Here is a 25,589-nt window from a genome sequence, read left to right on the forward strand (position 1 = left end):
TCGTTGGCGCGGCAGTTGGCGCAATAGCGGGTGTGCGGGGCGCGAGAATCGGCGGAGTGAAGGCTGTCGAAGCGGCGCTTGTCCAAGTAGAGCGGCAAGCCGCAGTTGAGCATCTTCAGTGGGTACGCGAGCAGCGGCAGCAGGCCTGCGCGAAGCTACTTGATGCTCACTCGGCGGCAGAGGACGCTCTGAAGCGAGCAGCTGCTGTGATACGTCGCGGTGGCAGCTTTCCCGACGCGGAACGCGACGAACTCACCAACCACATCTTCACTTTGCAGTCCTGCACGAGCCAACTTGCGCTCTGGGGACCTGATGAGGCGGTGCGCTTGGCGCAGCTCCTCCGAGCCAAGACGGCTGAAGCTGCAGTGGCATTGACGCAAGCTCAACATGGAGTCGCCGATGCCGCGGGAGACCTGGAGTTGAGATGGGCTCGGTGGGCAGAGGGGAGTCGAGCCGTGACGGCCTTACGGACTAGTTTCCTTGAGTTCGCCGGACAGGTGCTGCGCGACCCGCGCCAGTCGTCCACGTAGGAGGGCCACGACCGGGGTGATAGTGGCCCTCCGCTGGCCTTGACTAGCTGGCGGCTACGGCCGAGTACGTCCAGACTTCCGCCGGAATCTCGTGCTTGAGCTTCCATGTGATCGCCATCGGCTTGCTGCCCTCGTGCTTGTCGTACTCTGCCGGGCCAAGCAGCATCCATGGTTGGGCCCCGCCGATATCGGTGCTCTTGTATCGGCGCACGAAGAGAAGAACGTGACTACCTTCGGCGACATGGTGCTGGTAGCGCTGTCCGGTGGGAGAGCTCTCCGACGTCTGGTTCTGAGACTCCCAGTGGAAGAGCTTCGTAGTCACCGCATAGTCGTGGTAGCGGGTTTGTGGGGAGAAGTCCTTCTCGTCCTTCTCTCGAGTGATAAGCAAGGCATCCGTCTTGAAGGACTCGCACCACTTCACGCCTTCGCGGAAGTCGCCCGGCATAACCCCCCCGATGTACGACTGGCCGAGCGCTGGAAGGATTTCCTCGCGGGTGTACGAGGCGTGGATGGTTAGCGGCACGCCGGCATGGTCGCCAAGCAGGGGAAGGGGGACGTGTTCGGTGTGGGCGAGGTTGTACGCGAGTACTTGCCGCAACTCGCTGCGCACGGCGCGCTGCTCGTGCAGGGCGGCGAACCCGGCGTCATACTCCGCGAAGCCTTTTCGCATAGTGCCGCCTAGCGGCCACAGCTGGAAGAAGAGCATGCGGGCGTAGGCCTGCCCTTGCCCGTCGAGGTCCACATAGGCGGGCGCGTCGTCCTCGAGCATCCGTGTGTATGCCGCCACCCGCAGCGGATCGTCGACGTGCAGGAAGGATGGCACGCGCTTAAGGAGTGCAGCTTCACCTGTTGGCGGCTCGCCCTTGAGGAGCCGAGCCCTACGGAGCAGGCCCGTCCACGAGTTGCCACTACCGCGGTAGAGCTCCTTCAACTCCCGTCCGCTTTCATCGAGATAGCGGCTCAAGCGGGTCTCGCCGTAGTCCGCCACCTCTCGGGAGAGCGCAGTCACGTTCACGCCGATTTGGGCCTTGATGTTGTCGAGGATGGTGTGCTTCGCCTTCTCCTCTAGGAGGATCTGGCAACCCGATGGAAGCTGGGGGAAGTCCGCTTCAATGTGGTCGAGGAGTCGCTTCCGAGTGAGGTTTGTCAGCGCCCGGAACTGGTTCTCGAATCGGAACTCCTTGCGGTGCTGACCGATGAAGTCGAGCACCATCAGTACGGCCTTGTCCTCGGTGCGCCGCAGGCCGCGTCCGAGTTGCTGAAGGAAGACCGTTGCGCTGGCTGTGGGGCGTAGCAAGAGCAACGTATCCACATCGGGAATATCCAACCCCTCGTTAAAGAGGTCGACCGAGAAGATAACTTGGAGATCTCCGGTCTTGAGGTCGTCAAGTGCCCGCTTGCGCGTCCCCGCGTCCGTCTCGCCGGACAGTGCGATGGCATTCAGTCCAGCGGCTTGGAAGAAGTCAGCCATGAACTCTGCGTGCCGGACCGATACGCAGAACCCAAGGGCTTGCATGGATCCCGGATCTGCAATCTTCTCTTGGACTTTCTTTACGATAAGTCGAGCTCGTGTCTTGTTGCCGGTAACTACGTTACTGAGGGCAGTTTCGTCATAGCCGCCCCGCTTCCAAGTTACTGAGCTCAAGTCAGTATTGTCGCTGATGCCGAAGTAGTGGAAGGGGCTGAGGAGATCGTTCTCCAGGGCTTCCCAAAGCCGCATTTCGGCAGCGATCCGCCCATTAAAGAACTCATCCTGGATGTTGCGGCCGTCTGCTCGCTCCGGCGTTGCGGTCAGGCCGAGTAGTTCCATCGGCTTGAAGTGCTCGATGATCTTTCGATACGTCGGCGCGGTTCCATGATGGAACTCATCGATGACGATCACGTCAAAGTGATCAGACGGCAAGTTTTCCAGGGCGCGTGCATTGAGTGACTGAACGCTGGCAAATACGTGAGTCCGCTGCTCGGGTGACTCTCCACTGTGCATCGCCTCCCCGAAGTTGGCGTCCACTAGCACGTCTTGATACGTACGCATCGACTGCTGGAGGATTTCCTTGCGATGCGCGACGAACAGCAACCGTAGGTCGCGACCAGCTTTTTTGCGAAGCTGCTTGTAGTCGAGCGCGGCCATCACCGTCTTACCGGTGCCAGTAGCGGCCACAAGAAGGTTGCTGTGCCGATCATGTACCTCTCGCTCGACCTCGAGGCGCTCGAGCATGTCGCGCTGATGCGCGTACGGGCGGACTTCGAGGCCGGAGAGCGTGATCCTGCGAGGGGCGTCCGTCTTTGACGAGGATCCGCTCGCGATGAGGAGCGCTTCCTTTAGGCGTGCGCCGTCAGCTTCTGGATCGTACGACTCAAAGGACAGGTCGTTCCAGTACGCGTCAAATGTCGCCCCGAACTTGCGCATTACATCGGGTGTAGCAACGGAGGACAGGCGTACGTTCCACTCCAGGCCGTCGAGGAGAGCTGCTTTGGAGAGGTTGGAACTGCCTACGTACCCGGTGTCGTAGCCGCTATTTCGGTGGAACAGCCAGGCTTTGGCGTGGAGTCGAGTCGACCGCGTCTCGTAGTTGACCTTGACTTCGGCATTGAATTCAGTTACCAGCCGATCCAGGGCTCGACGGTCGGTAGCGCCGATGTAGGTGGTCGTGAGGACGCGAATGGGTACGCCCCGCTCGCGCGCTGCTGCCAAGGATTTTTCGATGACGTGCAAGCCGTGCCATTTGACGAAGGCGCAGAGTAGGTCCACGCGGTCTGCGGTGGCGAGCTCGGCGCGCAGCTCGAAGCCGAGGCTGGGGTCATCCGGTGAGTTGGTGATGAGTCCAGCGTCGGAGAGGGGAGTGGCGGGCCGTATGGCGAAGACGCCAGGCGCTTCTTGCCTTGCCAGAGCCAGGAGTTGGTGAGGGCCTTCGGCCACCAGCTCAACCCACTCCCGAGCTCCATCCAGGGTGCTTATGGACTCCAGGATGTGGTTGGCGGCGTGCACTCGCTCTTCGGCTGCTATGCCTTCGAGGACGCGCTTCACTGTCGTGGCGACGTGCCGCGCTAGCACGTGGGGAACGGATTGCTCTCCAACAGCACCGCTGACTGGATTCCATCCGAGGTTGGCTAGTTCCTTGAGCTGCTGCTCAAAACGCATGGTGATGAGTTGCTCGTACAGCCCGGCTGACGGAACCGACGTTGAGTTGCTGATGTCAGACACGCTTGCCCCCGAAAGTCATCTGGCTTACGCAGATGTTCTATCAGGGGCGAACGTTGATCTGGCTGGGTGAGGAGTTTTGAGTGGGCTGCCATTCCTGACGCGCCCCGCAAGACCACCCCGCCGTGGCCAAGGGGCTGTTACCCCTCCGCCCCATGACACTCCCCATACCCCCGCCCCGACCCGCACCAGCACTCCGCGCCCCGCTCCGGGGGCCACGGGGTCGCGCGGCCTCGGGCCGCCAGTGTCGTGGCGTACTGCGGCAGCAGCGACGCGTCTGTGGGGGACGAGGACTCCGACGCCGCGAACGCCTCGTACGACGGGATCGTGCCCGCGACGATGCCGAGGTTCGGTGTGCCCGAGGCCGAGAGTTCGCGGAGGGAGGACTCTATGGTCGACAAGTGCTCTTCGTGGGACGGGTATTCGGCGGAGAGGGAGGGGTACGCGGCCAGCAGTTCCGTCAGCTCCGTCGACGGCCAGTGCAGTACCGCCACCGGGAACGGGCGGGACAGTGCCTGCCTGTACGAGCCCAACTCCGCGCGCAGGCGCAGGATTTCGGCCCTCAGCTCCGCCGGGTTGTCCGAGCCGAGCGCCCACGTCCGGTTCGGGTCGTGGAGTTCGTCCAGGGTCACCTCGGACTTGTGGACGCGGTCGGCGAGCGCGTCCCACTCGTCGTGCTCCGCGCCGATCAGACGGCGTACGCGGTGGCGGCCCAGGAGCAGCGGGTGCGTCTCGTACGGCGGGTTCGTGCGCTCCGCCTCCGGCAGGAGCAGCGTCAGGGCCTCCGTGAATGATTCGTGCGCCGCTTCGAGTTCGTCGTGCGACTCCAGGGCCTCCGCCACGATCACGTACGCGGCCGGGTCCTTGGGGGCAGCGGTCCGGATGCCCGTGATGATCGCGCGGGCCTCGGCCTCGTGGCCGTACTCCCACAGGTTCGCGGCCATCAGGGCCTTCACCAGGTGCGGCTGCTCCAGCTCGGGCGGCGGTCCGGCGAGGAGGCCGTCGTACAGCGAGGCCGCGCGTTGGCGGGCGTCCGCCAGTTCGTAGTGCGCCGCGGCCTGGAGGAGCAGCTGCTCCGCGTCCTCTGGGTACAGGCCGGCGATGCGCTCCAGGCGCTCGGCTTCGGCGATGTGGTTGACAGGGTCTACAGGCTCGGCGGGCGTAGCAGGCGTGTCGGGGCGCATGGGTGACACCGTACTGCCGACCACCGTCACCGGCGCCAGGTCACCACAGGCTCGCGTAGCCGTTGCTTTCGTTCAATACGTACGCCATGCGCCAGACCACCACCGTCAGCGTGCCCGCCCACAGGACCATCCCCGTCCACAGCCAGGCCACGCACGAGCGGTAGCGGCCGTCGGTGTCCAGGGCCGCCAGCGCGGGGTGCGCCGGGTCGACGCGTATGCGTACGCGGCGGCCTTCGGGGAGCGCGTGGGGGCTCACCTCGTCGGGCAGCGCCTGTTCGTGCGCCGTGCCGTCGGCCGCCGTCCAGCTGACCACCGGGTGCAGCACCGCGTACGACGCCTCGTTCGACGCGACGTGGCCCGTCACCGTCGCGTCGACCACCGTGCCGGTGCTGCGCCGGAGCGTCTCGGTGACGAGTTGCAGCACCTGCGAGGTGGCCAGGACGAGGCCTGAGATGAAGGGGATCAGCGCCAGCAGCCAGAGGGGACCCATGGGGCGTGAGCTTAAGGGCGGGTCGGCCGGGCGGTGGAGGGTGGGGGAGTGGCGCCGGGTGCGGGGCGGCCAGCCCCCTCAGACAGCCGGCCGGCTCCATAGGTGGTCCCTCAGACAGTCGGCCGGCTCTATAGGTGGTCGGCGGGCCCCGCAGGTAGTCGGCCGGTCACTTCCCTGGTGAGTTGCGGAGGCAGGGCCTATCTTGCGGCCGTGCGCGAGTGGAAGCGGGAGTGGCAACGGGAGCGGGAGCGGCGACCGGTCGTCGTGCGGCAGGGGCCGCGCGCTGGACGCCGTGCGTTCGGTCGCCGCCCCTCGGCCCTGCGCGCGGGACGCCGTACGCACGTGGGTCGGCGCCCCTCGGCCCTGCGCCGCGCCCTGTGGACCGGCGCCGAGGTCACCGTCACCCTCGGGGTCGTCCTTCTCCTTCTCGTCGTCCATCAGCTGTGGTGGACGAATCGTGAGGCCAGAGCCGGTGCCGAGCGCAAGGTGCGGGCGCTGGAGCACGAGTGGGCGGCCACCCCCTCGGACGGGCAGGGCGACGGGGGCGAGGGCAGCGCCTCGGATCGGACCGGTGACGAGACCCCCGCCGGCTCGTCGGGCGGCGAGGGCGCCGGTGGCGGCTCCGCGCGCCGGGCGCCAGCCGCCTCCGCCCCCCGCGAAACGCCCCGCTGGGACCAGGCCTACGCCGTCCTCACCATCCCCCGCCTCGGCCTCACCGTCCCCGTCGCCGAGGGCGTCGGGAAGCAGAACGTCCTCAACAAGGGCTACGTCGGCCACTACCCCGCCACCGCCCAGCCCGGCCGCCCCGGGAACTTCGCGCTCGCCGGGCACCGCAACACCCACGGGGAGCCCTTCCGGTACATCAACCGGCTGCGCAAGGGTGACGAGGTCCAGGTCCGTACTCGCGGCGCCGTGTACACGTACGTCGTCGACAAGACCCTCGCGCAGACCTCCGCGCGTGACGGCGGCGTCATCGCGGGTGTGCCGCGCAGCGAGGTCGTGCGGGGCGCCGGGTACAGCCAGCCGGGGTACTACATCACGCTCACCACCTGCACGCCCGAGTACACGTCCAGGTACCGGCTCGCGGTGTGGGGGAAGCTGCGGTCGATGCGGCCCCGGTGAGCGGGTGGTTGCGGCCCCGGTGAGCGAGGGGCCGAGAAGCCGCCCCTTCATCCGATCCGGGCCCATCCTGTATAACGGGCAGAACGCCACAACACGTGGGCACGGACCGGACAGCGGGAAGGAGGGACGCCGGACATGACGCGCACCTGGGGCACGGCCCTGCGGCCCGCCGCCCTGCTCCTGTTCCTCCTCGTCGAGACCGTTCTCGTCGACACCGGCAGCCTCACCGCCGCCGTCGCGTTCGCCGCGACCGCCGCCGCGGGCTCCGCACTCGCCGTCTGCTCCCTGCTCGCCGCGCGCAGCGCCCCCGCCGTGCCCCGCACCCGGATCCGCACCGCGATGCGCGACCGTGAGCAACGCACCGCGTTCCTGCCGCAGCGCGATCCGGACGCCCGTGGGCGCAGCCGCCCCCGAGCACCCGGCCGTCTCCTCCTGACGGCCGCGTAGGGGACCCGCTCCACCCGCAGTCCCCCTGCGTACGGGCCGTCACGCCGATCGGCCGCCCTTCCCGGCGGTCTTCCGATTCCGGCACGACGGGACCCCCGGAGGGCTCACCCATGTCGACGTTCATGTCTGTCTTCGCCAGCCTGGTCGAGCACATCGCCGACCTGCTCGACCCGATCTTCCACGCCTCGGCGACCGCGGCGGCGACCGTCCTGTTCACCGCGTTCGTACGCCTTCTCGTGCACCCTCTGTCCCGGGCCTCGGCACGCGGGCAGCGCCAGCGCGCCAAGCTCCAGCCGCGCATCGCCGAGCTGCGCAAGAAGCACAAGAAGAGCCCGGAGAAGCTCCAGAAGGCGATCATGGAGCTGCACAAGGAGGAGAAGGTCTCGCCGCTGTCCGGCTGCCTGCCGAGCCTCTTCCAGCTCCCCGCGTTCTTCCTGCTCTACCACCTGTTCTCGAACGGCAGCATCGGCGGCGAGCCCAACGCGCTGCTCGGCCACACCCTCGGTGCCGCGCCGCTGGGCGGGCGCTTCAAGGACGCGCTCGCGGACGGCGGCCTCTTCGGCGCGCAGGGCGTCGTCTATCTGGTCCTGTTCGCGATCGTCGCGACGGTGGCGAGCTTCAACTACGCCCGTACGAAGCGTCAGATGGCCGCCCAGCCGATGCTGCCGGCCACCGCGGACGGGCCGCAGGCGCCGGGCGCGGGCGCGATGGCCTCGATGACGAAGATCATGCCGCTGATGTCGTTCATGACGCTGTTCACGGTGGGCTTCGTGCCGCTCGCCGCCGCCCTGTACGTGGTGACGAGCACGACGTGGAGCGCCGTCGAGCGGGCCGTCCTCTACCGCGACATGCCCTCCGCCGCTGCTCTTGCTACCGCCGCGTAAAGGTCCAGTCCGTGAACGAGGTATTGCGGACTGGATGAGGACCTTGGACGATCGACCAGTCCTCCGATGGCTGCACCCGTCGCGAGGTCCCTCCTCGATCAAGGAGTCTCAACCATGAAGCTGCTGCGAGTCGGTACCGCCGGGGCGGAGCGCCCGGCCCTGCTCGATGCCGATGGTGTCCTGCGTGACCTGGCCGGAGTCGTCCCCGACATCGACGGGGAACTGCTCGCCGACGACGCGGCGCTGGGTCGCGTACGGGCCGCCGCCGAGTCCGGCGAGCTGCCCGTGCTCGACGCGGACGGCCTGCGGGTCGGCCCGCCGGTCGCGCGGATCGGCAAGGTCGTGTGCATCGGCCTGAACTACCACGACCACGCCGCCGAGACCGGTGCCGAGCCGCCGTCGGAGCCCGTCGTCTTCTTCAAGGCGGCGGACACGGTCGTCGGCCCCGACGACACCGTGCTCGTACCGCGCAAGTCCGTGAAGACGGACTGGGAGGTCGAGCTGGCGATCGTCATCGGGCGTACGGCGCGCTACCTGGAGTCGCACGAGGAGGCCCTCGCGCACGTCGCCGGATACGCGGTGGCGCACGACGTGTCCGAGCGCGAGTTCCAGATCGAGCGCGGCGGCACCTGGGACAAGGGCAAGAACTGCGAGACGTTCAACCCGCTGGGCCCCTGGCTCGTGACGGCGGACGAGGTCGCGGACCCGCAGGCGCTCGGCCTGAAACTGTGGGTGAACGGCGAGCTGAAGCAGAACGGCTCCACGGCCGACCAGATCTTCCCGGTCGCCGAGGTGGTCCGGTACGTCAGCCAGTTCATGACCCTGTACCCGGGCGACGTGATCAACACGGGGACGCCGGCGGGTGTGGCGATGGGACAGCCCGAGCCGAAGCCGTATCTGCGGGCCGGGGACGTGGTGGAGCTGGAGATCGAGGGTCTGGGGCGCCAGCGCCAGGAACTCAAGGACGCGTAGCGCTCCGCGCCGGGGCGGGGGAACTGCGGTGCCGGGTCGGCCGTCGTGAGTGGTGCCGGTCCGTTGTGGCTGGTCGCGCAGTTCCCCGCGCCCCTCGCAGGGGCGTCCGGCTAGCCCGCGATGAAGAGGTCCAGGGCCTTGACCACCAGTGCGTGGTCCTCCAGCTGAGGGAGGCCGGAGACCACCACCGCTCCGATGACTCCCGCGCCCTCGACGGCCAGCGGGAACGCGCCGCCGTGCGCCGCGTACGTGTCCGGGTCGAGCCTGGACGAGTCCTCGAACGTCGTGCCCTTCGCCCGGAAACGGGTTCCGACCAGCAGCGACGAGCAGGCGTAGCGCTCCACGACGCGGCGCTTGCGGGCGATCCAGGCGTCGTTGTCCGGGGTCGAGCCCGGGAGTGCCGCGTGGAAGAGCTGCTGGCCGCCGCGCGTGACGTCGATCGACACCGGCGCCTTGCGCTCCCTGGCCAGCTCGACGAGCAGCGAGCCCAGCTCCCAGGCGTCCTCGTGACCGAACTTCGGCAGGACCAGGCGGCGCTCCTGCTCCTCGATCTCCTCGACCGTCGGCGCGCTCACAGGGCCACCGTCACACCGTCGCGGGCCGAGCGGCGGGCCGCCTCCAGGACGTCGAGCGCGGCCGCGGCCTGCTCGGCGGTGACCGGGTTCTCGCCGGTGCCGCGCAGGGCGGCGGCGACGGCCGCGTAGTACGCGGGGTAGGCGCCGGGGAGCGTCTCGACGGCACGGCCGCCGCCGGTCAGCGGCGACTCACCGGAACCGATCCGCCCCCACATCGACTCGGGCTCCACGCCCCAGGGCTCGCCGGCCGCCGGGATCGTGCCCTCGCGCAGCACCGCCTCCTGCGGGTCGAGGCCGTACTTCACATAGCCCGCCTGCGAGCCGAGGACGCGGAAGCGCGGGCCGAGCTGGGCCGCGGTCGCGGAGACGTACAGGTGGGAGCGGACGCCGTTCGCGTGCGTGATCGCGATGAACGTGTCGTCGTCTGCCGCCGCGCCCGCACGCCGCACGTCGGACTCCGCGTAGACCGAGACGGCCGGGCCGAACAGGACGAGGGCCTGGTCGACGACGTGGCTGCCGAGATCGTAGAGGAGACCTCCGATCTCTTCCGGGTCGCCGGACTCGCGCCAGCCGCCCTTGGGCTGCGGCCGCCAGCGCTCGAAGCGCGACTCGAAGCGCCAGACGTCGCCGAGCTCGCCCTTCGCGATCAGGCTCCGCAGCGTGAGGAAGTCGTTGTCCCAGCGGCGGTTCTGGAAGACCGAGAGCAGCAGGCCGCGCTCCTCGGCAAGCGCCGCCAGCTCGCGTGCCTCGGCCGCGGTGCCGGCGATCGGCTTGTCGACGACGACCGGGAGGCCCGCCTTGAGGGCGGCCGTCGCGATCGGTACGTGCGTCTTGTTCGGGGAGGCGATGACGATCAGGTCGAGCTCGTCGGCCCGCGCCCACAGCTCGTCGGGGGTGGCCGCGCAGCGGATGCCGTCACCGAAGGAGGCGCGGGCCTGCGCCTGGCGCTCCGGGTTCGAGGTGACGACCGTGTCGAGCGCGAGGCCGTCGGTCGCGGCGATCAGCGGGGCGTGGAAGACGGAGCCCGCCAGGCCGTAGCCGACGAGACCGACGCGGAGGGGGGAGCCGGTGGTCCCAGCCGTACCTGATGTCATGCCTTCAGTCATGCATCCACTTAAGCAACGGTGTTGCCAAAGTGCAAGCGGAGGGGACAATGGGGGAGTGAACAGGGCTTACTCCGGGGTCAATCTGGCAGTGCTGCGAGGCCATAACGCCGCACTCGTACTCGATCTGCTGCGCACGGCGGGTGACGGGGGCATCAGCAGGCTCGAACTGGCCGAGCGCACCGGGCTCACACCGCAGGGCGTCAGCAAGATCACGGCACGGCTCAGGGAGCAGGGCCTGGTCACCGACACCGGCCGGCGCGCCTCGACGGGCGGCAAGCCGCGCACCGTCCTGCGCCTCGTGCCGGACGCGGGGTACGCGGTCGGTCTGCACCTGGACCGCGACGAACTGACGGCGGTCCTGGTCGACCTCGCGGGCACGGTCGCCGCCGAACGCCGCTCCCCGCTGGCCTTCGGCGCGGGCGGCGACGCGGTGGTGGAGACGGCGGCGAGCGAGGTGGAGGGCCTGCTCGCGGGAGCGGGAGCGGGAGCGGGAGCGGGAGCGGGAGCGGGAGGAGGAGCAGGAGCGGACGCGGGCGCCGGGGGCGCCGGGGGCGCCGGGGGCGCCGCGGGCGCGGATGCCGGAGACCCGGGCCATCTCGACGCGCAGGACCCCGTGCACCCGGAGCCCCCCACCCCCCGCGTCCTCGGCGTGGGCGTCGCCCTGCCCGGTCCCCTCGACCACTCGTCCGGGGTGCTGCACCGCGTCACCGGGTTCCCCGAGTGGGACGGGTTCCCGCTGCGGGACGCGCTCGCGGCGCGGCTCGGGCTCCCCGTGGTCGTGGACAAGGACACCAACGCGGCCGCGCTCGGCCTCACGCTCGCCGGGTGCGGCGACTCGTTCGCGTACCTCCACCTCGGTACGGGACTCGGCGCTGGACTCGTCCTGGGCGGCGCGCCCTATCGCGGGCCGCGCACGGGAGCGGGCGAATTCGGACACCAGGTGATCCAGCTGGACGGCCCGCCCTGCGGCTGCGGCAACCGCGGCTGCATCGAGGCGCTGTGCCTCGCGGCGGTCGCCGCCGGTTCCTTCGACGAGGCCGCGCGCGTGCTCGGTGAGGGTGCGGCCAACATGGTCGGCCTCCTCGACATCGACCTCGTCCTGCTCGGCGGGCGCACGGTCGCGGCCGCCGAGGAGCGCTTCGTCGAAGGGGTGCGGGCGGTCCTCGGGGAGCGGGCGCGGCGCGGCGGCACGGTGGAGGTCCCGGTCCTGAGCGCGCCAGGGTCGGAGAGGGTGGTGGTCGAGGGCGCAGCCCAGCTGGTTCTCGCACCCCTGTTCGGCCGGGCGCACGGTCACTTCCCGGCCAACCGGAATGACAGAAATCTGAGCTGATCGAGCGGAATCGCTCGTGCATCGGGCCGTACGGGGCTCTGCCGGGCGGGTACGGGGCGCGGCGCGCGTGACATGGTCGCGGCGGCTGTACCCTTCCCGACCCGCGATCAGCAAAGGCTCCCCATGCGACCGCGTATCCCGCTCGCCGTCACTGCCGTGGCCCTGACCTCCGTGGTGACCGGCGGCCCCGCCCTCGCGGCCGACCCGGTCGGGTCCGGGTCCGACCCGCGCGAGCCCACCTGCGCCGCCGAGCACCCCGCCGACTTCCCGATCGGCACCCGGATCCACGGCGGCCCCGCGACCTACCACCCCGGCGGCGGCTTTCGGACCTGGTCCCTCGACCTGACGAACAAGACCGACGCCGAGTGCGCCGACATCCACCCCGTCCTCGTCCTCATCGACAAGAAGCGGACGCTGGAGACCCGGCAGATCCAGCTGGAGTTCTCCGACGGCAAGCGCCAGCACCCCGTCCGCTTCGAACGGACCGACCGGGACGAGAACATCGGCGTCTTCGACGACGGCTTCCCCGGCTTCCGGGTGGGCCCGGGCAAGACCGTCACCGTCCGGGCCCGGCTCACCTTTACCTCCGACGCCCGGCCGAACAGCGTCGTCGCCAACGCGGCCGTCGTGCAGCGCCGGGACGACGACGGCGACTGGGTGGGGGAGTCGGGCGACTACCGGTTCACGCTGACCGACGAGGAGAAGGACGGCGGCGGCGAGCAGTCCGGACGGCCCCCCGGCGAGCAGCGCGACGGGGATGACGGCCTGCTGGAGCCAGGCCGCGACAGCGGCACCGCGAGCGGCCGGCCCACCGACGGGCCCGGCCCCACCACTACCGCCCCCAGCCCCAATCCCACCTCCGCCCGCACCCTCACCCCCACCGCCGGTACAGGCACCGGCACCCCCACCGCCGATACAGGTCCAGGTACCGGCACGGACACCGGCACCGGCACGGACACAGACACAGGCGCCGACTCAAGCACCGACTCAAGCACCGGCACAGGCACCGAGGGTGACCACGGCGACCTCCCTCTCACGCCCGGCGAACTCGCGCGGACCGGGCCGCGCTCCTTGCGCGGACTCGGTCTCACGTCCGGCGCCCTGCTCGTCGGTGGCGCCGCCCTCGTGGCGGCCTCCAGGCGGCTGCGCACCGACCGCCGGTGAGGGCGGATTCCGGCCACACCGCCCTCCGCGCGCACCGCACTCCGGGACCGCCCCCGACACCCCGTTAACAAATGTCTGCGAACATCCCTGGGTGGATTACCCGAACGACCAGGCACCTGGCGCACCCGTACGCGCCGGCATCCCCGAGCACGGCCGCATCCCGAAGTACTACGCGGTCAAGGCCCATGTCTCCGCGCTGCTCGACGAGCTGGGCGAGGGCGAGCCGCTGCCCACCGAACGGGACCTGGCCCTGCGCTTCGAGGTGGCGCGCGAGACCGTGCGCCAGGCGCTGCGCGAGCTGCTGCTCGAAGGGCGCCTGCGCCGGCAGGGCAGGGCGACGGTCGTGGCCGGGCCCAAGCTGGAGCAGCCGCTGTCGATGGCCAGTTACACCGAGGGCGTGCGCCGCCAGGGCCGCCGCCCGGGACGTACGCTCATCGGCCTCGACCGTTTCCCGTGCCCGCCCGCCCTCGCCGGCGAGATCGAGGTCGAGCGGGGTGAGCCGGTGTGGCACATGGAGCGTGTGCTGCTCGCCGACGACGAGCGCGTCGGCCTGGAGAGCACGTATGTCGCCGTGGCGCGGATGCCACGCCTCGACGTGGACTTCGACCCGGACTCGTCCTTCTACACGTATGTGCACGAGCGGCTCGGGATCGAGTTCGGGTCCGCCGACGAGCGCATCGAGACCGTGCTGGCCACCCCGCGCGAGGCCCTCCTGATCGGCACGCCGCCCGCCCTGCCGATGCTTCTCATCCACCGGGTGTCGTCCGACACGAGCGGCCGGCCCACGGAAAGGGTGCGGACGCTTTACCGGGGGGACCGGTTCTCGTTCACCACGCGTTTGGGCAACTGACCGCCAGGCGGCGGCAGTTGACCCACTTCGATAACGGAAACATAACGGGTCTAGGCCAACCTTGGGTGGCCGTTCACCGTCCCGTTGCCGTGCGGACCTACACGGGTCATCCGTCCCGAGGAGCGTGGCCGCCGTGAGAGAGAAGACCGACCCCATACCCGCCGTGCGCCTGGGAGCTGAGAGCTGATGGCGAGCGGCATCCGCTTCGACAAGGTGTCCGTCGCCTACGGTGCGAACACCGTCCTCCACTCCCTCGACCTGACGGTCGAGCCCGGCGAGGTCATGGCGCTGCTCGGCCCGTCCGGCTCCGGCAAGACGACGGCCCTGCGCGCCGTCGCCGGATTCGTGCGGCCCGCCTCGGGCCGCGTCCTGATCGGCGACCGCGACGTCACGGACCTGCCGCCCCACCGGCGCGGCATCGGCATGGTCGTCCAGCAGTACGCCCTGTTCCCGCACCTGCGCGTGGAGGACAACGTCGCCTTCGGTCTGAGGGCGCAGAAGGTCGCGAAGGCCGAGATCCCCGCCCGGGTCACCGAGGCCCTGGAGATGACCGGCATGGCCTCCTACGCGAAGCGCTACCCGCGCGAGCTGTCCGGCGGACAGCAGCAGCGGGTGGCCATCGCGAGGGCCCTCGCCATCCGGCCCGGGGTGCTCCTGCTCGACGAGCCGCTCTCCGCGCTCGACGCGCAGTTGCGCTCCGGCATGCTGGCCGAACTGGCACGCCTGCACCGCGAACTGCCCGACGTGTCGATCCTCTACGTCACCCACGACCAGGTCGAGGCACTCACCCTCGCCGACCGGATCGCGGTCATGGACAAGGCGCGGCTCCAGGACTGCGGGACCCCGCAGGAGCTGTACCGCAGGCCCCGCACCGAGTTCACCGCCTCCTTCGTGGGCAACGCCAACCTCCTTCCCGTGCAGGTGGGTTCGGGATCGGTGTCCTTCGCCGGCGCCCAGTTGAAGGTGCCCACGGGCGGCGTCGCGTCCGGGGTGTCCGCCACACTGTGCGTGCGCCCGCACCTCGTCGGACTCGGCGACGGGCCCAACGCCCTCACCGGGTCCGTGTCCGAGGTCCAGTGGCGCGGCTCCACCCACCGCCTGTACGTCGACGTGGACGGGCACCGGCTCAAGGCCGACCTGCGCGAACTGCGCACCCCGCCCGCGCTCGGCGACGAGGTCACCGTGCACTTCGCCCCCGAGGACGCGGTGCTGCTGTCGGCCGGGGTGAGCAAGGATGGCTAGCGCCACGCTGAGCACGCCGGTGAGCAAGACGGCGAACCCCCGCAGGGGGATGCCGAAATGGGTGTGGGCGCTGCCGCCCGTCGCCGTACTCGCCCTCATGTTCCTCTACCCGCTCGCCCTCGTCGTGCAGCAGTCCGTGCAGCCCGACACCGGCGGCACCTCGCTCAAGCCGTACGCCGACGTCTTCGCCTCGTCCGCGTTCCGGGAGGCACTCGGGACGACGGTGTGGCTGGCGCTGGGGGCGACCGTCGGATGCCTCGTGCTCGGGTTCGCGCTCGCGCTCGTCATCGCGTTCGTCCCGTTCCCCGGCGGGAAGGCCGTCGCCAAGTTCATCGACGTGTTCCTCTCCTTCCCGTCCTTCCTGATCACCCTCGCGCTGCTCTTCGTCTACGGATCCGTGGGCATGGCCAACGGACTGTGGACGGACGTCACGGGTGCCGCCTCCGGGCCCTTCCAGTTCCTCACCACGCCGTGGGGCGTGCTCCTCGCCGAGGTCACGTACTTCACGCCGTTCGTGATGCGGCCGCTGCTCGCCGCGTTCTCGCAGATCGAGACCGCGCAGCTGGAGGTGGCGTCCTCCCTGGGCGCGAAACCCGCCCGCATCGTGCGGCAGGTCATCCTGCCCGAGGCGCTGCCCGCGCTCGCCGCCGGCGGCAGCCTCGTCCTCGTCATGTGCCTCAACGAGTTCGGGATCGTGCTCTTCACCGGCGCCAAGGGCGTCACCACGCTCCCGATGCTCGTGTACAGCAAGGCGATCCTCGAGTCCGACTACCCGGGCGCGTGCGTGGTCGCCGTCGTCAACGTCCTGATCTCCGTGGGCCTCTACGGCCTCTACCGGGTGGTGAGCCGCCGTGCTGGTGCATAGCCGTAAGGGCAAGTGGGCCACCTGGGTCCTCTTCTTCGCCCTCTTCCTGCCTCTGTTCGCGCTGCCGCTGCTCGTCGTCGTCGCCGCGTCGTTCGCCACGAGCTGGTCGAGCGCCCTTCCGACCGGATTCACCGGCGGTCACTACCGGGCCGCCACCAGCGGCGCGTCCCTCCAGGCGCTCACCACCAGCCTGGTCACCGCCGTCGGCGCCAGCCTCCTCGCCCTCCTGATCGGCACGTGGGCCGCGCTCGCGGCCGCCGCGCTCAAGAAAGGCGGCCGCAGGGTGCTCGACGCCCTGTTCATGCTGCCGGTCGCCGTGCCGTCCGTCGTGGTCGGCCTCGCCGTGCTCGTCGCGTTCTCCAAGCCGCCGATGGTGCTCAACGGCACCCGCTGGATCGTCATCCTGGCGCACACGATTCTTGTCACGGCGTTCGCCTATCAGTCGGTTTCGGCCGCGATCGTACGACTCGACCCCGCGTACGAACAGGCCGCCGCGTCACTCGGCGCCCGCCCCTCGTACGTCCTGTGGAAGGTGAAGCTGCCCCTCCTGCTGCCGTCGCTGAACGCGGCCGCGGGACTCTGCTTCGCCCTGTCCATGGGCGAGCTGAGCGCCACGATGATGCTCTACCCGCCGGACTGGACGCCACTGCCCGTGCAGATCTACGCGATCACCGACCGCGGCTCCCTGTTCACCGGATCGGCGCTCTCCGTGATCCTCATGGCGACGACGCTGCTCGTCCTGCTGCTCGTCTCGCGGATCCGCACCAAAGCCTCTTACCGCTAGGCCTCGTACCGCCCTCATGCCCTGACCCTCTGCAAGGAGTTCACCTCGCCATGCGCAGAAACACGCTCAAGCCGATCGCCGCCGTCACCGGAAGCCTCGCCCTCGCCGCCACCCTCTCCGCCTGTGGCGGCAACTCCGCCGCCTCCGACGAGAAGACCGTCACCGTGTACAGCGCGGACGGTCTCAAGGGCGAGAACGGCGACGGCTGGTACGACCAGGTCTTCAAGGACTTCACGAAGAAGACCGGCATCAAGGTCGAGTACGTGGAGGGCGGCTCCGGCGAGATGGTGCAGCGCGCCGCCCGCGAGAAGTCGAACACCCAGGCCGACGTCATCGTGACGCTCCCGCCGTTCATCCAGCAGGCCGACGGCAAGGGCCTCCTGCAGAAGTACACGCCCCAGGGCGCCGACCAGGTCGACGGGGCCGACAAGGCCGCCGACGGCACCTGGACCTCCGTCGTCAACAACTACTTCGGCTTCGTCTACAACAAGAAGGACCTGAAGACGGCGCCCACCACGTGGGACGAGCTCCTCGACGGCAAGTACAAGAACAAGCTCCAGTACTCCACGCCCGGCGTCGCCGGCGACGGCACCGCCGTCGTCGTCAAGGCCATGCACGACTTCGGCGGCAAGAAGCCCGCCATGGACTACCTGAAGAAGCTCCAGGCCAACAACGTCGGCCCGTCCGCCTCCACCGGCAAGCTCGCCCCCAAGGTCGACAAGGGTGAACTCCTCGTCGCCAACGGCGATGTGCAGATGAGCTTCGCGCAGTCCAAGACCATGCCGAACCTCGGCATCTGGTTCCCGAAGACCTCGGCCGGCAAGCCGACCTCGTTCGCCCTGCCCTACGCCGGCGGCCTCGTGAAGAACGCCCCGCACAGCGAGAACGGCAAGAAGCTCCTCGACTTCATGCTGTCCGCCAAGGCGCAACAGCAGGTCAGCTCCATCGGCGGCGGCTTCTCCGCGCGCAAGGACGTCAAGGCGACCGACGAGAACGCCATCGCCCTCGCCAAGACGATGGACGGCGTCGAGATCTTCGAGCCCGACTGGAACGACATCGACCAGAACCTCCAGACGTACGTGGAGGACTGGAAGTCGGCGACCGGCAGCTGACCTGCGGACCGCTTCCGCAGACTCGGCGGGGTCGAGATCAGCCGGTGCTGATTAGGCTGGGGGCGTCGGCACAGAGTGGTCCCGGCGACCCAGCTATTTCTTGACCCCAGCGTTTTCTTGTATGGCAGGAGACCGGCACATGGCAGAGCGCAAGCCCATCGAATCGTGGCTCACCGACATGGACGGTGTGCTCATCCACGAGGGCGTGCCGATCCCCGGCGCCGATGCCTTCGTCAAGAGGCTCCGCGAGTCGGGCAAGCCCTTCCTGGTGCTGACGAACAACTCGATCTACACCGCCCGTGACCTCCAGGCCCGGCTGACCCGCATGGGCCTGGAGGTGCCGGTCGAGAACATCTGGACGTCGGCTCTGGCCACCGCCAAGTTCCTCGACGACCAGCGCCCCGGCGGCACGGCGTACGTCATCGGCGAGGCCGGCCTGACGACGGCGCTGCACGACATCGGGTACGTCCTCACCGACCACGACCCCGATTACGTGGTTCTCGGCGAGACACGCACCTACTCGTTCGAGGCCATGACGAAGGCCGTCCGCCTGATCAACAACGGCGCCCGCTTCATCTGCACCAACCCGGACGAGACCGGCCCCTCCACCGAGGGCCCGCTGCCCGCCACGGGCGCCGTCGCCGCGCTGATCACCAAGGCGACCGGCAAGCAGCCCTACTTCGCGGGCAAGCCGAACCCGCTGATGATGCGCACCGGCCTGAACGCGATCGGGGCGCACTCGGAGTCCAGCGCCATGATCGGCGACCGCATGGACACCGACGTCCTCGCGGGCCTCGAGGCAGGGATGAAGACCTTCCTCGTCCTGACGGGTCTGACCGGCAAGGCCGACATCGACCGCTATCCCTTCCGGCCTTCCGAGGTCGTCAATTCCATCGCTGACCTGGTCGAACTCGTCTGATCCCGCTCCCGGGGGCGGCCTTTTCCGGCGCCCCCGGGATGCGGATCGGGCCTGCGCGCGTGACCCTTCCAATACAGGAGGTTCACAATGCGTAGAGAGATGTTCGCTCTCCGTGCCATAGGGGCGGCCGCCGTTCTGGTGACACTGCCCGTCGCCGCCGCCCACGCGGAAGGCGGGGAATCCGACGGATCCACCGGTTCCGTCACGGTCACCCCCTTCGCCCCCGCCACCGGGACCCAGGTAGACCTCAGGGTCTCCGGTTGCAAGGAATCCAAGGGCAAGGCCTACTCGGACGCCTTCGAGACGCCCGGCGATCTCGCCCCGTCCGCGGACCAGCCCACGCTGACCAGCCAGGCCCGCATCCGCTCGTCCGCGACGCCCGGGATCTACGAGATCAAGGTGACCTGCGACGGCGTCAGCGGCAAGGTCAAGGGCAGCGTCCAGGTCCTCCAGCCGGGCCGGCCCGCGCCGGTCCCCACCGCACCCGTGCACGCGGGCGGCGGCGGTACCGCGCAGCTCACCGCGGCCCACACCACCGAGATCGTCGACGGTCTGCGCGAGGAGGGCCCCGGCACCCGGCACACGGTGCTCGGCCTGGTGCTCGCGGCGGTCGCGGCCGTCGTCGTGGCCCTGCGCAGCGTCCGCCGGCGCCGCTCCGACTGAGCGGGGGCCGAACATGGCTGACGGCGAACGACCGCACGGCAACGGGCGGCTCGTGACCGGAGTGGCCTGGGCCGTACTACTGCTCGGCCTGTGGCTGTGGGGCCGCGAAGTCACCGATATCCACGGCCTGTCCGCGCCCACGACCGGCGACGCGGCCGCCGTCGGACGTCCCCTGGGCATCGAACTGCCGCCCGCGCACAAGCCGATGGCCGGCGCGGAGCCGCAGCACATCGATGTCTCCGCACTGAAGATCGAGGCGCCGGTGAAGGCCCGCGGCCTCGACGGGAGCGGCGCGATCGACCCGCCGCCGTTCTCGCAGGCAGGCGTCGTCGGCTGGTACGGCGGCGGCGTGAAGCCGGGCGAGCGCGGCACGGCCCTGCTCGTCGGGCACGTCGACACGGACACCAGGCCCGCCGTGTTCTACCGCCTCAGCTCGGCCAAGCCGGGCGACAAGGTGCGGGTCGCACGGGACGACGGCTCCGTCGCCGAGTTCACCGTCGACGACGTGCAGGTCTTCAGCCGCGACCGGTTCGACGCGCAAAAGGCGTACGGCCAGCGGCAGTCCGACCGGGCCGAGCTGCGGCTGATCACGTGCGGCGGCTCCTTCGACCGGGCGTCGCACACCTACACCGCCAACGTCGTCGTGTCCGCGTACCTGACCGGCGTGCCCGACGCGCCCGCGCGCTGACAACCTGGCCCGGCCGGCGGCCCGCTCCCCCCGGGGGAGACGCCGGCCGGGCTGGTCCTCGACCGCGCGCGCTCGGGCTGCGGGAGTAACCCGGCGTCGCCGCGGGAGGTCAGGAGAGACCTGCCCTCCCGGAGAGGTGGTGCAGGCCGGGGCTCGGGCCGCTCACGACGACTCTAGAGCGGATGGGCGACGCGGCCTAGAGGCTGTTTGACGCCAAGTCCGGATGTGCTCGCACCCCTGGTGAACACCGAACGCGGGCGCTGTAACAGGTATTTGACGAACCCTGTCGGCCTTCGTGGTCGCGGCGACCCGTATGCCAGGATTGAGAGTCGTACAGGGCACCCAAGGGGGAGTGGATGTACCGCAAGGACGCAGGCCGCGTACGCGGTGTCGGCGCCTGGGGGGTGAGGGCGGGAGCGGCGGCCGTGGGGGCGGCGCTGCTGGTGTCCGGATGTTCCTCCGGGGACGGCAAGGACAAGAACGGCTCACCGTCACCCGTGAAGCAGCAGCCGAAGGGGTCCGACCCGTACTGGGTCAACCCGGACGGCAGCGCAGCCAAGCAGGTCGCCGCCTACGAGAAGGCCGGCAAGAAGGACGACGCCGAGCAGATCCGGAAGATAGCCGAGCAGCCGAGCGGCGAGTGGATCCTCCCGGAGAACGCGGAGGACCAGGCCCGGGGCTACACCGAGGCCGCCGACCAGGCCGACCGGGACGCCCTGCTCGTGCTCTACGACATCCCGCACCGCGACTGCGGCCAGTTCTCCAAGGGCGGCGCGGCCGACGGGAACCAGTACCGGGCGTTCATCGACAGCGTCGCCAAGGGCATCGGCGACCGGCACGCGACGGTGATCCTGGAGCCGGACGCCGTGCAGCACATGGTGGACAACTGCACGCCGGAGGAGTTCCACGAGGAGCGTTACGACCTCCTCAAGGGTGCCGTCGGCAAGCTCAAGTCGCTGAAGAACACCACGGTTTACCTCGACGCGGGCAACGCCGGCTGGGGCAAGCCCGACCAGATCTTCCAGCCGCTCCAGTGGTCCGGCATCGACCAGGCCGACGGCTTCTCGGTCAACGTGTCGAACTTCTACACCACCGCGGACTCCGTGAGGTACGGCAAGGAGCTCTCGGCGAAGGTCGGCAACAAGCCGTTCGTCATCGACACCAGCCGCAACGGGAAGGGGCCCTACACGGGCGGCGACCCGGACCAGCGCTGGTGCAATCCTCCCGGGAGGGCGCTGGGCGAGGTGCCCGGCACCAGGACGGGCGACCCCCTGGTCAAGGCGTACCTGTGGGTCAAGCGGCCCGGCGAGTCGGACGGCGACTGCAAGGGCGGCCCGAAGGCGGGGGCCTGGTGGCCGGAGTACGCGATCGGTCTCGCCAAGGCCACCAAGTAGGGGCAGCGGCCGGAAAAGCCTTAAGGGGGTGGGGGCTCGGACCCCCACCCCCTTACGTACGCGCCCCTACGGCACGTGCACCCACTGTGCCTTGCTCGGCGTGCCCTGATCGTCCGTCACGAACAGCATGTACCAGCCCGACTCGACCAGGCTGCGGTTGTTCGGGATGGTCACCGTGACGCTGTCCTTCGACTTCTTCAGGTCGAGGGCGATCGACGTCTGGTCGACGTCCGTGACGTGTGTGGACGCGCTCGGCCTGATCAGCCGGGCCGTCCGGATCGCCGTCGCGTGGTCCGACCTGTACGTCGCCGTGCCGCCGCGCGCGACGGTCTTCGTGCCGCCGCCGAGCGTGGGCCGCGAGTCCTGGTACAGGTACGGCGGGGTGTAGATCTCGATGCGCTGCTCGAAGACGCCGGGCTTGGTGTTCGCCTTGTCGGCGTAGAGCGAGTCCGAGCCGAAGAACATCACGCGGCCGTCGGGCAGCAGGATCGAGCCCGAGTGGTAGTTGCGGCCGACGAGCGGGTCGGCGACGCGCTTGAACGTGTTGGTCTTCACGTCGTACAGCCGTGCCTGGTGGATGTTCGAGTCGCCGCGGCCGCGGTAGTCCTCCGAGCCGCCGGATACCAGGACCGTGTCGTCGGGGAGCGTGGAGGACTGCGGGTAGCGCGTGCCCTTCTCCAGTTCGGGGCCGTCGACGAACTTCGGGTCCTTCGCCTTCAGGTCGACGATCCGCGTCCGGCGGCTCGACTCCTTGGACTCGCCGACGCCGCCGCCGCCGACCACCATGTAGCGCTGGTCCTGCGCGGGCGGCAGCTCCACCGTGCCGGCGGTCTCCATCAGCTTCGGGTCGCTCAGCCCGGGAATCTTCCGGAACGTGTTGGTCGCGAGGTCCCAGATGCCGGGCGTGCGGCCGACGTTGTCGGGTCCGTAACCCGCGTTGGCGCCCGAGTAGAAGATCTTCCCGTCCTCCATCTGGAAGAGGGCCGGGTACGTCGGGAACTGGCGGATCCCCTTGGTGTACGTCCACTTCTTGGTCTTCGGGTCGTACGTCTCGTTCTTGCCCGGGACGAGCTGGCCGATGTCGTCGAGCCCGGAGACCGAGAGGACCTTGCCGTCCGAGAGCGTGGTCAGCGTCGGGTACCAGCGCGCCTCGTTCATCGGGTCGACCTTGATGTACTTCTCGGCGACCGGGTCGAACTCGTAGCTGTCCCTGATCCCCTGGAAGTCCTTCTTGTCCAGGGCGAGCTTCTGCGCGATGCCGTAGACGTTGCGCGCGTCGGCGCCCTTGAGGCCCTGCACGCGGTAGTTGTCCTGCGTGCCCGTCTCGTACTTCGTGCCGCTCTTCTGCGCCTCGACGTAGACCCGTCGGATGCCCGGGTCGTTGCGCAGGAACTTGCCCGTCCTGGGGTCGAAGACCTTCTTCGCCCGCTCGATGGTGATGTTCTCGCTGGTGACGAAGGTCTTGCCGTTCTCCTTGCCGGTGAACCTGGACCCCTTGGGGATCGTCTTCGGCTCGTCCGGGTCCTCGTTGTGGACGATCATCAGGCCGCCGGCCTTGGTGACGTCGCCCTTGAGCTTCTCGTAGCTCTTGGTGCCGCCCGCGATGAGCAGATTGCCGTTGGCCAGCTGCGTGTGGCCCGTGCAGAACAGGTCGCTGGGCGTGGGGATCTTCTTGATCGTCCCCTTCACCGGGTCCCAGAGCCGGGTGTCGAACTTCTTCGCGTCGAAGTTGTCCTGGTTGTTCCCGGACCCGGCCACGAGCAGGATCTTGCCCGTATGCAGCAGGGCGGCGTGGATCGTGTTCTGCCGGTACTCCTTGGGGAACTCGACGATGTCCCACTTGCCGTTCTCGGCCTTGTACTCAGGCCTGTTGATCTTGTACTCGTGGTACTTCGCCGAACCGAACCGGTAGAGCCACGGCCCGTTCATCCCGGCAAGCGCTAGCACCACCACCGAGCCGATGGCTATGCGTCGGGCACGGCGGCGGCTGGCACCGTCTTTCATTTCTTACGTCCCCCAAGGGCGATCTGCATGGTCTGGTCGGGCGCGGCCCAACTCGGCTTCTCCTGCGCGGCGTGCGCCGGCGCAGCCGGGTGCTCCCCTTGGTCCGGGGGAGCGGCCGGTGGCTTCGGCTTCTTCCTGTCCTGCCGCATCGTCCACCGCCAGACGAAGATCGGGGAGGCCGTGATGAGCAGCGCGAACGAGGCCCAGGTGAGCATCGCCGGGTGTGCGTGCCCGTACACGAAGGACGCGGTCATGGACGCCGCGAAGACCAGGATGAAGAACAGGTGGATGCGGAACGTGCCGAACAGCGTGTCGGGGCTGGCCGACTCGCCCTTGGGGGTCACCACGAACGTGCTCTTGCGCCGCAGTACGGCGTCCATCAGGGAGCGTGCGTAGATCGGCGCGGACAGTGCCGACATCACCATGCCCGCGATGCCGCCGGAGCCCTCGGGCTCGTGCGGCGACACGTTGTGGCGGCGGTTCCAGATGTAGAGGCCGATCTGCAGCGCGGACGCGTTGCCGTACAGCATCAGCCAGATGGTCGGGTCGATGTTCACACCGGACGCGCCGAGGCCGAGGAACAGGGCACAACTCAGCGCCGCCAGAATCCAGTTCATAGCGGACATCGGGTAGAAGATGACCATCATCGTGTAGTTGAAGAAGCGGCCCGGCGGGAGCGAGAACGGCGCCTTCCAGAACTGCTTGAGGATCGTCTCGTACGTGCCCCGGGACCAGCGCAACTGCTGCGTGAAGAAGTCGGTCCAGGCGTTCGGGCCCTCACCTACGGCGAGCACGTCGGGCGTGTAGACCGACTTCCACTTCTTGCCCGTGGCCGGGTTCTTGGCGCGGTGGATCTCGAAGCCCGTCGCCATGTCCTCGGTGATCGAGTCGTACAGACCGCCGATCTGCTTGAGGGTCCTGATGCGTACGGCGTTGGAGGTGCCGACGAACATCGGGGCGCCGTAGGCGTTGCCCGCGCGCTGGATCAGCGCGTGGAAGAGGAACTGCTGGGACTCGGCGGCCTTCGTGACGAAGGAGTCGTAGTTGCCGTAGACCTGCGGGCCGATGACGAAGCCGACGTTCTCGTCGCGGAAGAAGCCGAGCATCCGCTCCAGGTAGTTGGGCAGCGGCACATGGTCGGTGTCGACGGAGGCGAAGTAGTCGTAGTCGTCGCCGTGCGCGTCCAGCCAGGCGTTGTAGTTGCCATGCTTGGTCTTGGCGCGGTGCGGGCCCTTGGCCTGGTTCCACCTCGCGACGCCCTTGCGGGAGAAGTGGTGCACACCGAGGCGCTCGCAGACCGCCTTCACCTCGGGGTCGTCGCCCTCGTCGAGGAGCCAGATGTGCAACAGCCCCCGGTGGCGCAGCTTCACGGCCGCCTCCAGGGTCTTCGTCACCATCTCGATCGGCTCCTTGCCGGGCACGAACGAGGTCAGGAACGCGACTCTCGTGCCGGTCTCGGGCACCACCGGGATCGGGTCGCGGGCGACGAGCGTGGCGTGCGCGTTCGACAGCACGTTCATGCAGCGGAAGAACTCGATCAGGCCGATCGACACCAGCATCACGATGTCGAGCGCGGGCAGGAAGTCGTACGCCGGGTAGTCCCGCTCCGTCCAGTGCTCGGGCTGGAGCAGCCAGAAGAGCAGTACGAGCGAGAGGAGCGGCGCGGCGCCCAGCATCAGCGCGGCCCGCAGCCGGTGCGGCTCCTGCGAGAGCAGCGAGCGGTACTGCACCTTGTACGGCTTGCCGGGCTCGGGCTGGGTCAGCGGCCCCGCGAGCCGGCTGTAGTGCTCGTAGTCGTAGCGCGGAAGGGCCTTCTTGATGCGCCGGAAACCGCCGGTCCGATGCGGCGGCACGCGTAGCTGGGTGGTCTGGGACGGATCGAAGTTCTGCCGGGCGCCTGTCGGCGTCGACGTCATGAGTCATTCCCCCCGCACGCAAGTCACTGCGTGGTCGTCGGTCATCCGTCCGGTTCGGTCCCCCTTGACCTTGCCGGACGTGTCAGTGGCAGGCCACGGTCCCCCGTCTAAGAGTGAGACGACGGCCTTCCGGTTGCATGATGCCCCCC

Annotated in this window: 22 protein-coding genes; 15 read left to right on the forward strand and 7 right to left on the reverse strand. The window is 69.1% G+C overall.

The features are described 5' to 3' along the window. Nucleotides 1-573: 573 nt before the first annotated feature. The 3 genes from OG758_RS30190 to OG758_RS30200 all read right to left on the reverse strand — a co-directional run bounded on the left by OG758_RS30190 (nt 574) and on the right by OG758_RS30200 (nt 5,403). On the reverse strand, nt 574-3,669 hold the full coding sequence (locus OG758_RS30190) for a DUF3427 domain-containing protein (protein ID WP_326716080.1): 3,096 nt from the start codon (nt 3,667-3,669) through the stop codon (nt 574-576). Nucleotides 3,670-3,869: 200 nt separating this feature from the next. Further along, entirely contained in the window at nt 3,870-4,913 is a 1,044-nt protein-coding gene (locus OG758_RS30195) for an SEC-C domain-containing protein (protein ID WP_326712820.1), read from the reverse strand. 40 nt (nt 4,914-4,953) lie between these two features. Next, nucleotides 4,954-5,403, reverse strand: a complete 450-nt coding sequence (locus OG758_RS30200) for a DUF3592 domain-containing protein (RefSeq protein ID WP_326712821.1) — start codon at nt 5,401-5,403, stop codon at nt 4,954-4,956. A gap of 318 nt (nt 5,404-5,721) precedes the next feature. Here OG758_RS30200 and OG758_RS30205 point away from each other — a divergent pair, with 318 nt between their 5' ends. The 4 genes from OG758_RS30205 to OG758_RS30220 all read left to right on the forward strand — a co-directional run bounded on the left by OG758_RS30205 (nt 5,722) and on the right by OG758_RS30220 (nt 8,828). Beyond that, nucleotides 5,722-6,525: a class E sortase gene (locus OG758_RS30205; RefSeq protein ID WP_326716081.1), complete on the forward strand. Its 804-nt coding sequence runs from the start codon at nt 5,722-5,724 to the stop codon at nt 6,523-6,525. Between the two features lie 135 nt (nt 6,526-6,660). Next, nucleotides 6,661-6,972 (forward strand): DUF6412 domain-containing protein, encoded by a 312-nt coding sequence (locus tag OG758_RS30210; protein WP_266563846.1) that lies wholly within the window; start codon nt 6,661-6,663, stop codon nt 6,970-6,972. Between the two features lie 110 nt (nt 6,973-7,082). Beyond that, entirely contained in the window at nt 7,083-7,856 is a 774-nt protein-coding gene (locus OG758_RS30215; protein WP_326712822.1) for a YidC/Oxa1 family membrane protein insertase, read from the forward strand. A 114-nt stretch (nt 7,857-7,970) separates the two neighbouring features. After that, a complete protein-coding gene (locus OG758_RS30220; protein ID WP_326712823.1) occupies nt 7,971-8,828 on the forward strand; it encodes a fumarylacetoacetate hydrolase family protein in 858 nt (285 codons plus the stop codon). Between the two features lie 110 nt (nt 8,829-8,938). Here the strand turns inward: OG758_RS30220 and OG758_RS30225 are convergent, their stop codons facing one another. Together OG758_RS30225 and OG758_RS30230 are read right to left on the reverse strand one after the other, a co-directional pair. Beyond that, on the reverse strand, nt 8,939-9,403 hold the full coding sequence (locus tag OG758_RS30225; RefSeq protein ID WP_326712824.1) for a heme-degrading domain-containing protein: 465 nt from the start codon (nt 9,401-9,403) through the stop codon (nt 8,939-8,941). Next, nucleotides 9,400-10,509 (reverse strand): Gfo/Idh/MocA family oxidoreductase, encoded by a 1,110-nt coding sequence (locus OG758_RS30230; protein WP_326712825.1) that lies wholly within the window; start codon nt 10,507-10,509, stop codon nt 9,400-9,402. Before OG758_RS30230 ends, OG758_RS30225 begins: the two co-directional genes overlap by 4 nt. 55 nt (nt 10,510-10,564) lie before the next feature. On the opposite strand from OG758_RS30230, the gene OG758_RS30235 reads away from it, so the two are divergent. The 11 genes from OG758_RS30235 (at nt 10,565) to OG758_RS30285 (ending at nt 21,520) form a co-directional block, all read left to right on the forward strand. Next, complete coding sequence (locus tag OG758_RS30235; protein WP_326712826.1) at nt 10,565-11,839, forward strand: ROK family transcriptional regulator; 1,275 nt, start codon at nt 10,565-10,567, stop codon at nt 11,837-11,839. 123 nt (nt 11,840-11,962) lie between these two features. Beyond that, complete coding sequence (locus OG758_RS30240) at nt 11,963-13,003, forward strand: hypothetical protein (protein WP_326712827.1); 1,041 nt, start codon at nt 11,963-11,965, stop codon at nt 13,001-13,003. Between the two features lie 91 nt (nt 13,004-13,094). Continuing rightward, entirely contained in the window at nt 13,095-13,853 is a 759-nt protein-coding gene (locus OG758_RS30245; protein ID WP_227294941.1) for a GntR family transcriptional regulator, read from the forward strand. 186 nt (nt 13,854-14,039) lie between these two features. Then, complete coding sequence (locus OG758_RS30250; protein WP_326712828.1) at nt 14,040-15,095, forward strand: ABC transporter ATP-binding protein; 1,056 nt, start codon at nt 14,040-14,042, stop codon at nt 15,093-15,095. Next, on the forward strand, nt 15,088-15,960 hold the full coding sequence (locus tag OG758_RS30255) for a 2-aminoethylphosphonate ABC transporter permease subunit (RefSeq protein WP_326712829.1): 873 nt from the start codon (nt 15,088-15,090) through the stop codon (nt 15,958-15,960). Before OG758_RS30250 ends, OG758_RS30255 begins: the two co-directional genes overlap by 8 nt. Further along, nucleotides 15,947-16,744, forward strand: a complete 798-nt coding sequence (locus tag OG758_RS30260) for an ABC transporter permease (protein WP_326712830.1) — start codon at nt 15,947-15,949, stop codon at nt 16,742-16,744. Before OG758_RS30255 ends, OG758_RS30260 begins: the two co-directional genes overlap by 14 nt. Nucleotides 16,745-16,794: 50 nt before the next feature. Beyond that, nucleotides 16,795-17,856, forward strand: coding sequence for a 2-aminoethylphosphonate ABC transporter substrate-binding protein (locus OG758_RS30265; protein ID WP_326712831.1), 1,062 nt, complete (start codon nt 16,795-16,797; stop codon nt 17,854-17,856). Between the two features lie 139 nt (nt 17,857-17,995). Beyond that, a complete protein-coding gene (locus OG758_RS30270) occupies nt 17,996-18,775 on the forward strand; it encodes an HAD-IIA family hydrolase (protein ID WP_326712832.1) in 780 nt (259 codons plus the stop codon). Between the two features lie 99 nt (nt 18,776-18,874). Then, the gene (locus OG758_RS30275; RefSeq protein ID WP_326712833.1) at nt 18,875-19,438 is read left to right on the forward strand and encodes a hypothetical protein; all 564 of its coding nucleotides are present in this window, start codon (nt 18,875-18,877) and stop codon (nt 19,436-19,438) included. 13 nt (nt 19,439-19,451) lie between these two features. Beyond that, nucleotides 19,452-20,126 carry a class F sortase gene (locus tag OG758_RS30280; RefSeq protein ID WP_326712834.1) on the forward strand — a complete coding sequence of 225 codons (675 nt, stop codon included), beginning with the start codon at nt 19,452-19,454 and terminating at the stop codon, nt 20,124-20,126. Between the two features lie 356 nt (nt 20,127-20,482). Then, a complete protein-coding gene (locus OG758_RS30285) occupies nt 20,483-21,520 on the forward strand; it encodes a glycoside hydrolase family 6 protein (protein ID WP_326712835.1) in 1,038 nt (345 codons plus the stop codon). A 66-nt stretch (nt 21,521-21,586) separates the two neighbouring features. Here the strand turns inward: OG758_RS30285 and OG758_RS30290 are convergent, their stop codons facing one another. Both OG758_RS30290 and OG758_RS30295 read right to left on the reverse strand, forming a co-directional pair. Continuing rightward, entirely contained in the window at nt 21,587-23,524 is a 1,938-nt protein-coding gene (locus OG758_RS30290; protein WP_326712836.1) for a kelch motif-containing protein, read from the reverse strand. Continuing rightward, on the reverse strand, nt 23,521-25,440 hold the full coding sequence (locus OG758_RS30295) for a glycosyltransferase family 2 protein (RefSeq protein WP_326712837.1): 1,920 nt from the start codon (nt 25,438-25,440) through the stop codon (nt 23,521-23,523). The genes OG758_RS30290 and OG758_RS30295 overlap by 4 nt, the downstream gene beginning before the upstream one ends. Nucleotides 25,441-25,589: the final 149 nt, after the last annotated feature.

This window comes from Streptomyces sp. NBC_01474 (assembly GCF_035918215.1).
Classification (GTDB): Bacteria; Actinomycetota; Actinomycetes; order Streptomycetales; family Streptomycetaceae; genus Streptomyces; species Streptomyces aureus.

Bases quoted from the DNA above. Each gene is read 5' to 3' on its own strand.
- OG758_RS30265 (WP_326712831.1), top strand. From the start codon at position 16,795: ATGCGCAGAAACACGCTCAAGCCGATCGCCGCCGTCACCGGAAGCCTC.
- OG758_RS30230 (WP_326712825.1), bottom strand. From the start codon at position 10,509: ATGACTGAAGGCATGACATCAGGTACGGCTGGGACCACCGGCTCCCCC.
- OG758_RS30270 (WP_326712832.1), top strand. From the start codon at position 17,996: ATGGCAGAGCGCAAGCCCATCGAATCGTGGCTCACCGACATGGACGGT.
- OG758_RS30280 (WP_326712834.1), top strand. From the start codon at position 19,452: ATGGCTGACGGCGAACGACCGCACGGCAACGGGCGGCTCGTGACCGGA.
- OG758_RS30215 (WP_326712822.1), top strand. From the start codon at position 7,083: ATGTCGACGTTCATGTCTGTCTTCGCCAGCCTGGTCGAGCACATCGCC.
- OG758_RS30295 (WP_326712837.1), bottom strand. From the start codon at position 25,440: ATGACGTCGACGCCGACAGGCGCCCGGCAGAACTTCGATCCGTCCCAG.
- OG758_RS30190 (WP_326716080.1), bottom strand. From the start codon at position 3,669: ATGCGTTTTGAGCAGCAGCTCAAGGAACTAGCCAACCTCGGATGGAAT.
- OG758_RS30200 (WP_326712821.1), bottom strand. From the start codon at position 5,403: ATGGGTCCCCTCTGGCTGCTGGCGCTGATCCCCTTCATCTCAGGCCTC.
- OG758_RS30290 (WP_326712836.1), bottom strand. From the start codon at position 23,524: ATGAAAGACGGTGCCAGCCGCCGCCGTGCCCGACGCATAGCCATCGGC.
- OG758_RS30250 (WP_326712828.1), top strand. From the start codon at position 14,040: ATGGCGAGCGGCATCCGCTTCGACAAGGTGTCCGTCGCCTACGGTGCG.
- OG758_RS30210 (WP_266563846.1), top strand. From the start codon at position 6,661: ATGACGCGCACCTGGGGCACGGCCCTGCGGCCCGCCGCCCTGCTCCTG.
- OG758_RS30255 (WP_326712829.1), top strand. From the start codon at position 15,088: ATGGCTAGCGCCACGCTGAGCACGCCGGTGAGCAAGACGGCGAACCCC.
- OG758_RS30240 (WP_326712827.1), top strand. From the start codon at position 11,963: ATGCGACCGCGTATCCCGCTCGCCGTCACTGCCGTGGCCCTGACCTCC.
- OG758_RS30195 (WP_326712820.1), bottom strand. From the start codon at position 4,913: ATGCGCCCCGACACGCCTGCTACGCCCGCCGAGCCTGTAGACCCTGTC.
- OG758_RS30220 (WP_326712823.1), top strand. From the start codon at position 7,971: ATGAAGCTGCTGCGAGTCGGTACCGCCGGGGCGGAGCGCCCGGCCCTG.
- OG758_RS30285 (WP_326712835.1), top strand. From the start codon at position 20,483: ATGTACCGCAAGGACGCAGGCCGCGTACGCGGTGTCGGCGCCTGGGGG.
- OG758_RS30275 (WP_326712833.1), top strand. From the start codon at position 18,875: ATGTTCGCTCTCCGTGCCATAGGGGCGGCCGCCGTTCTGGTGACACTG.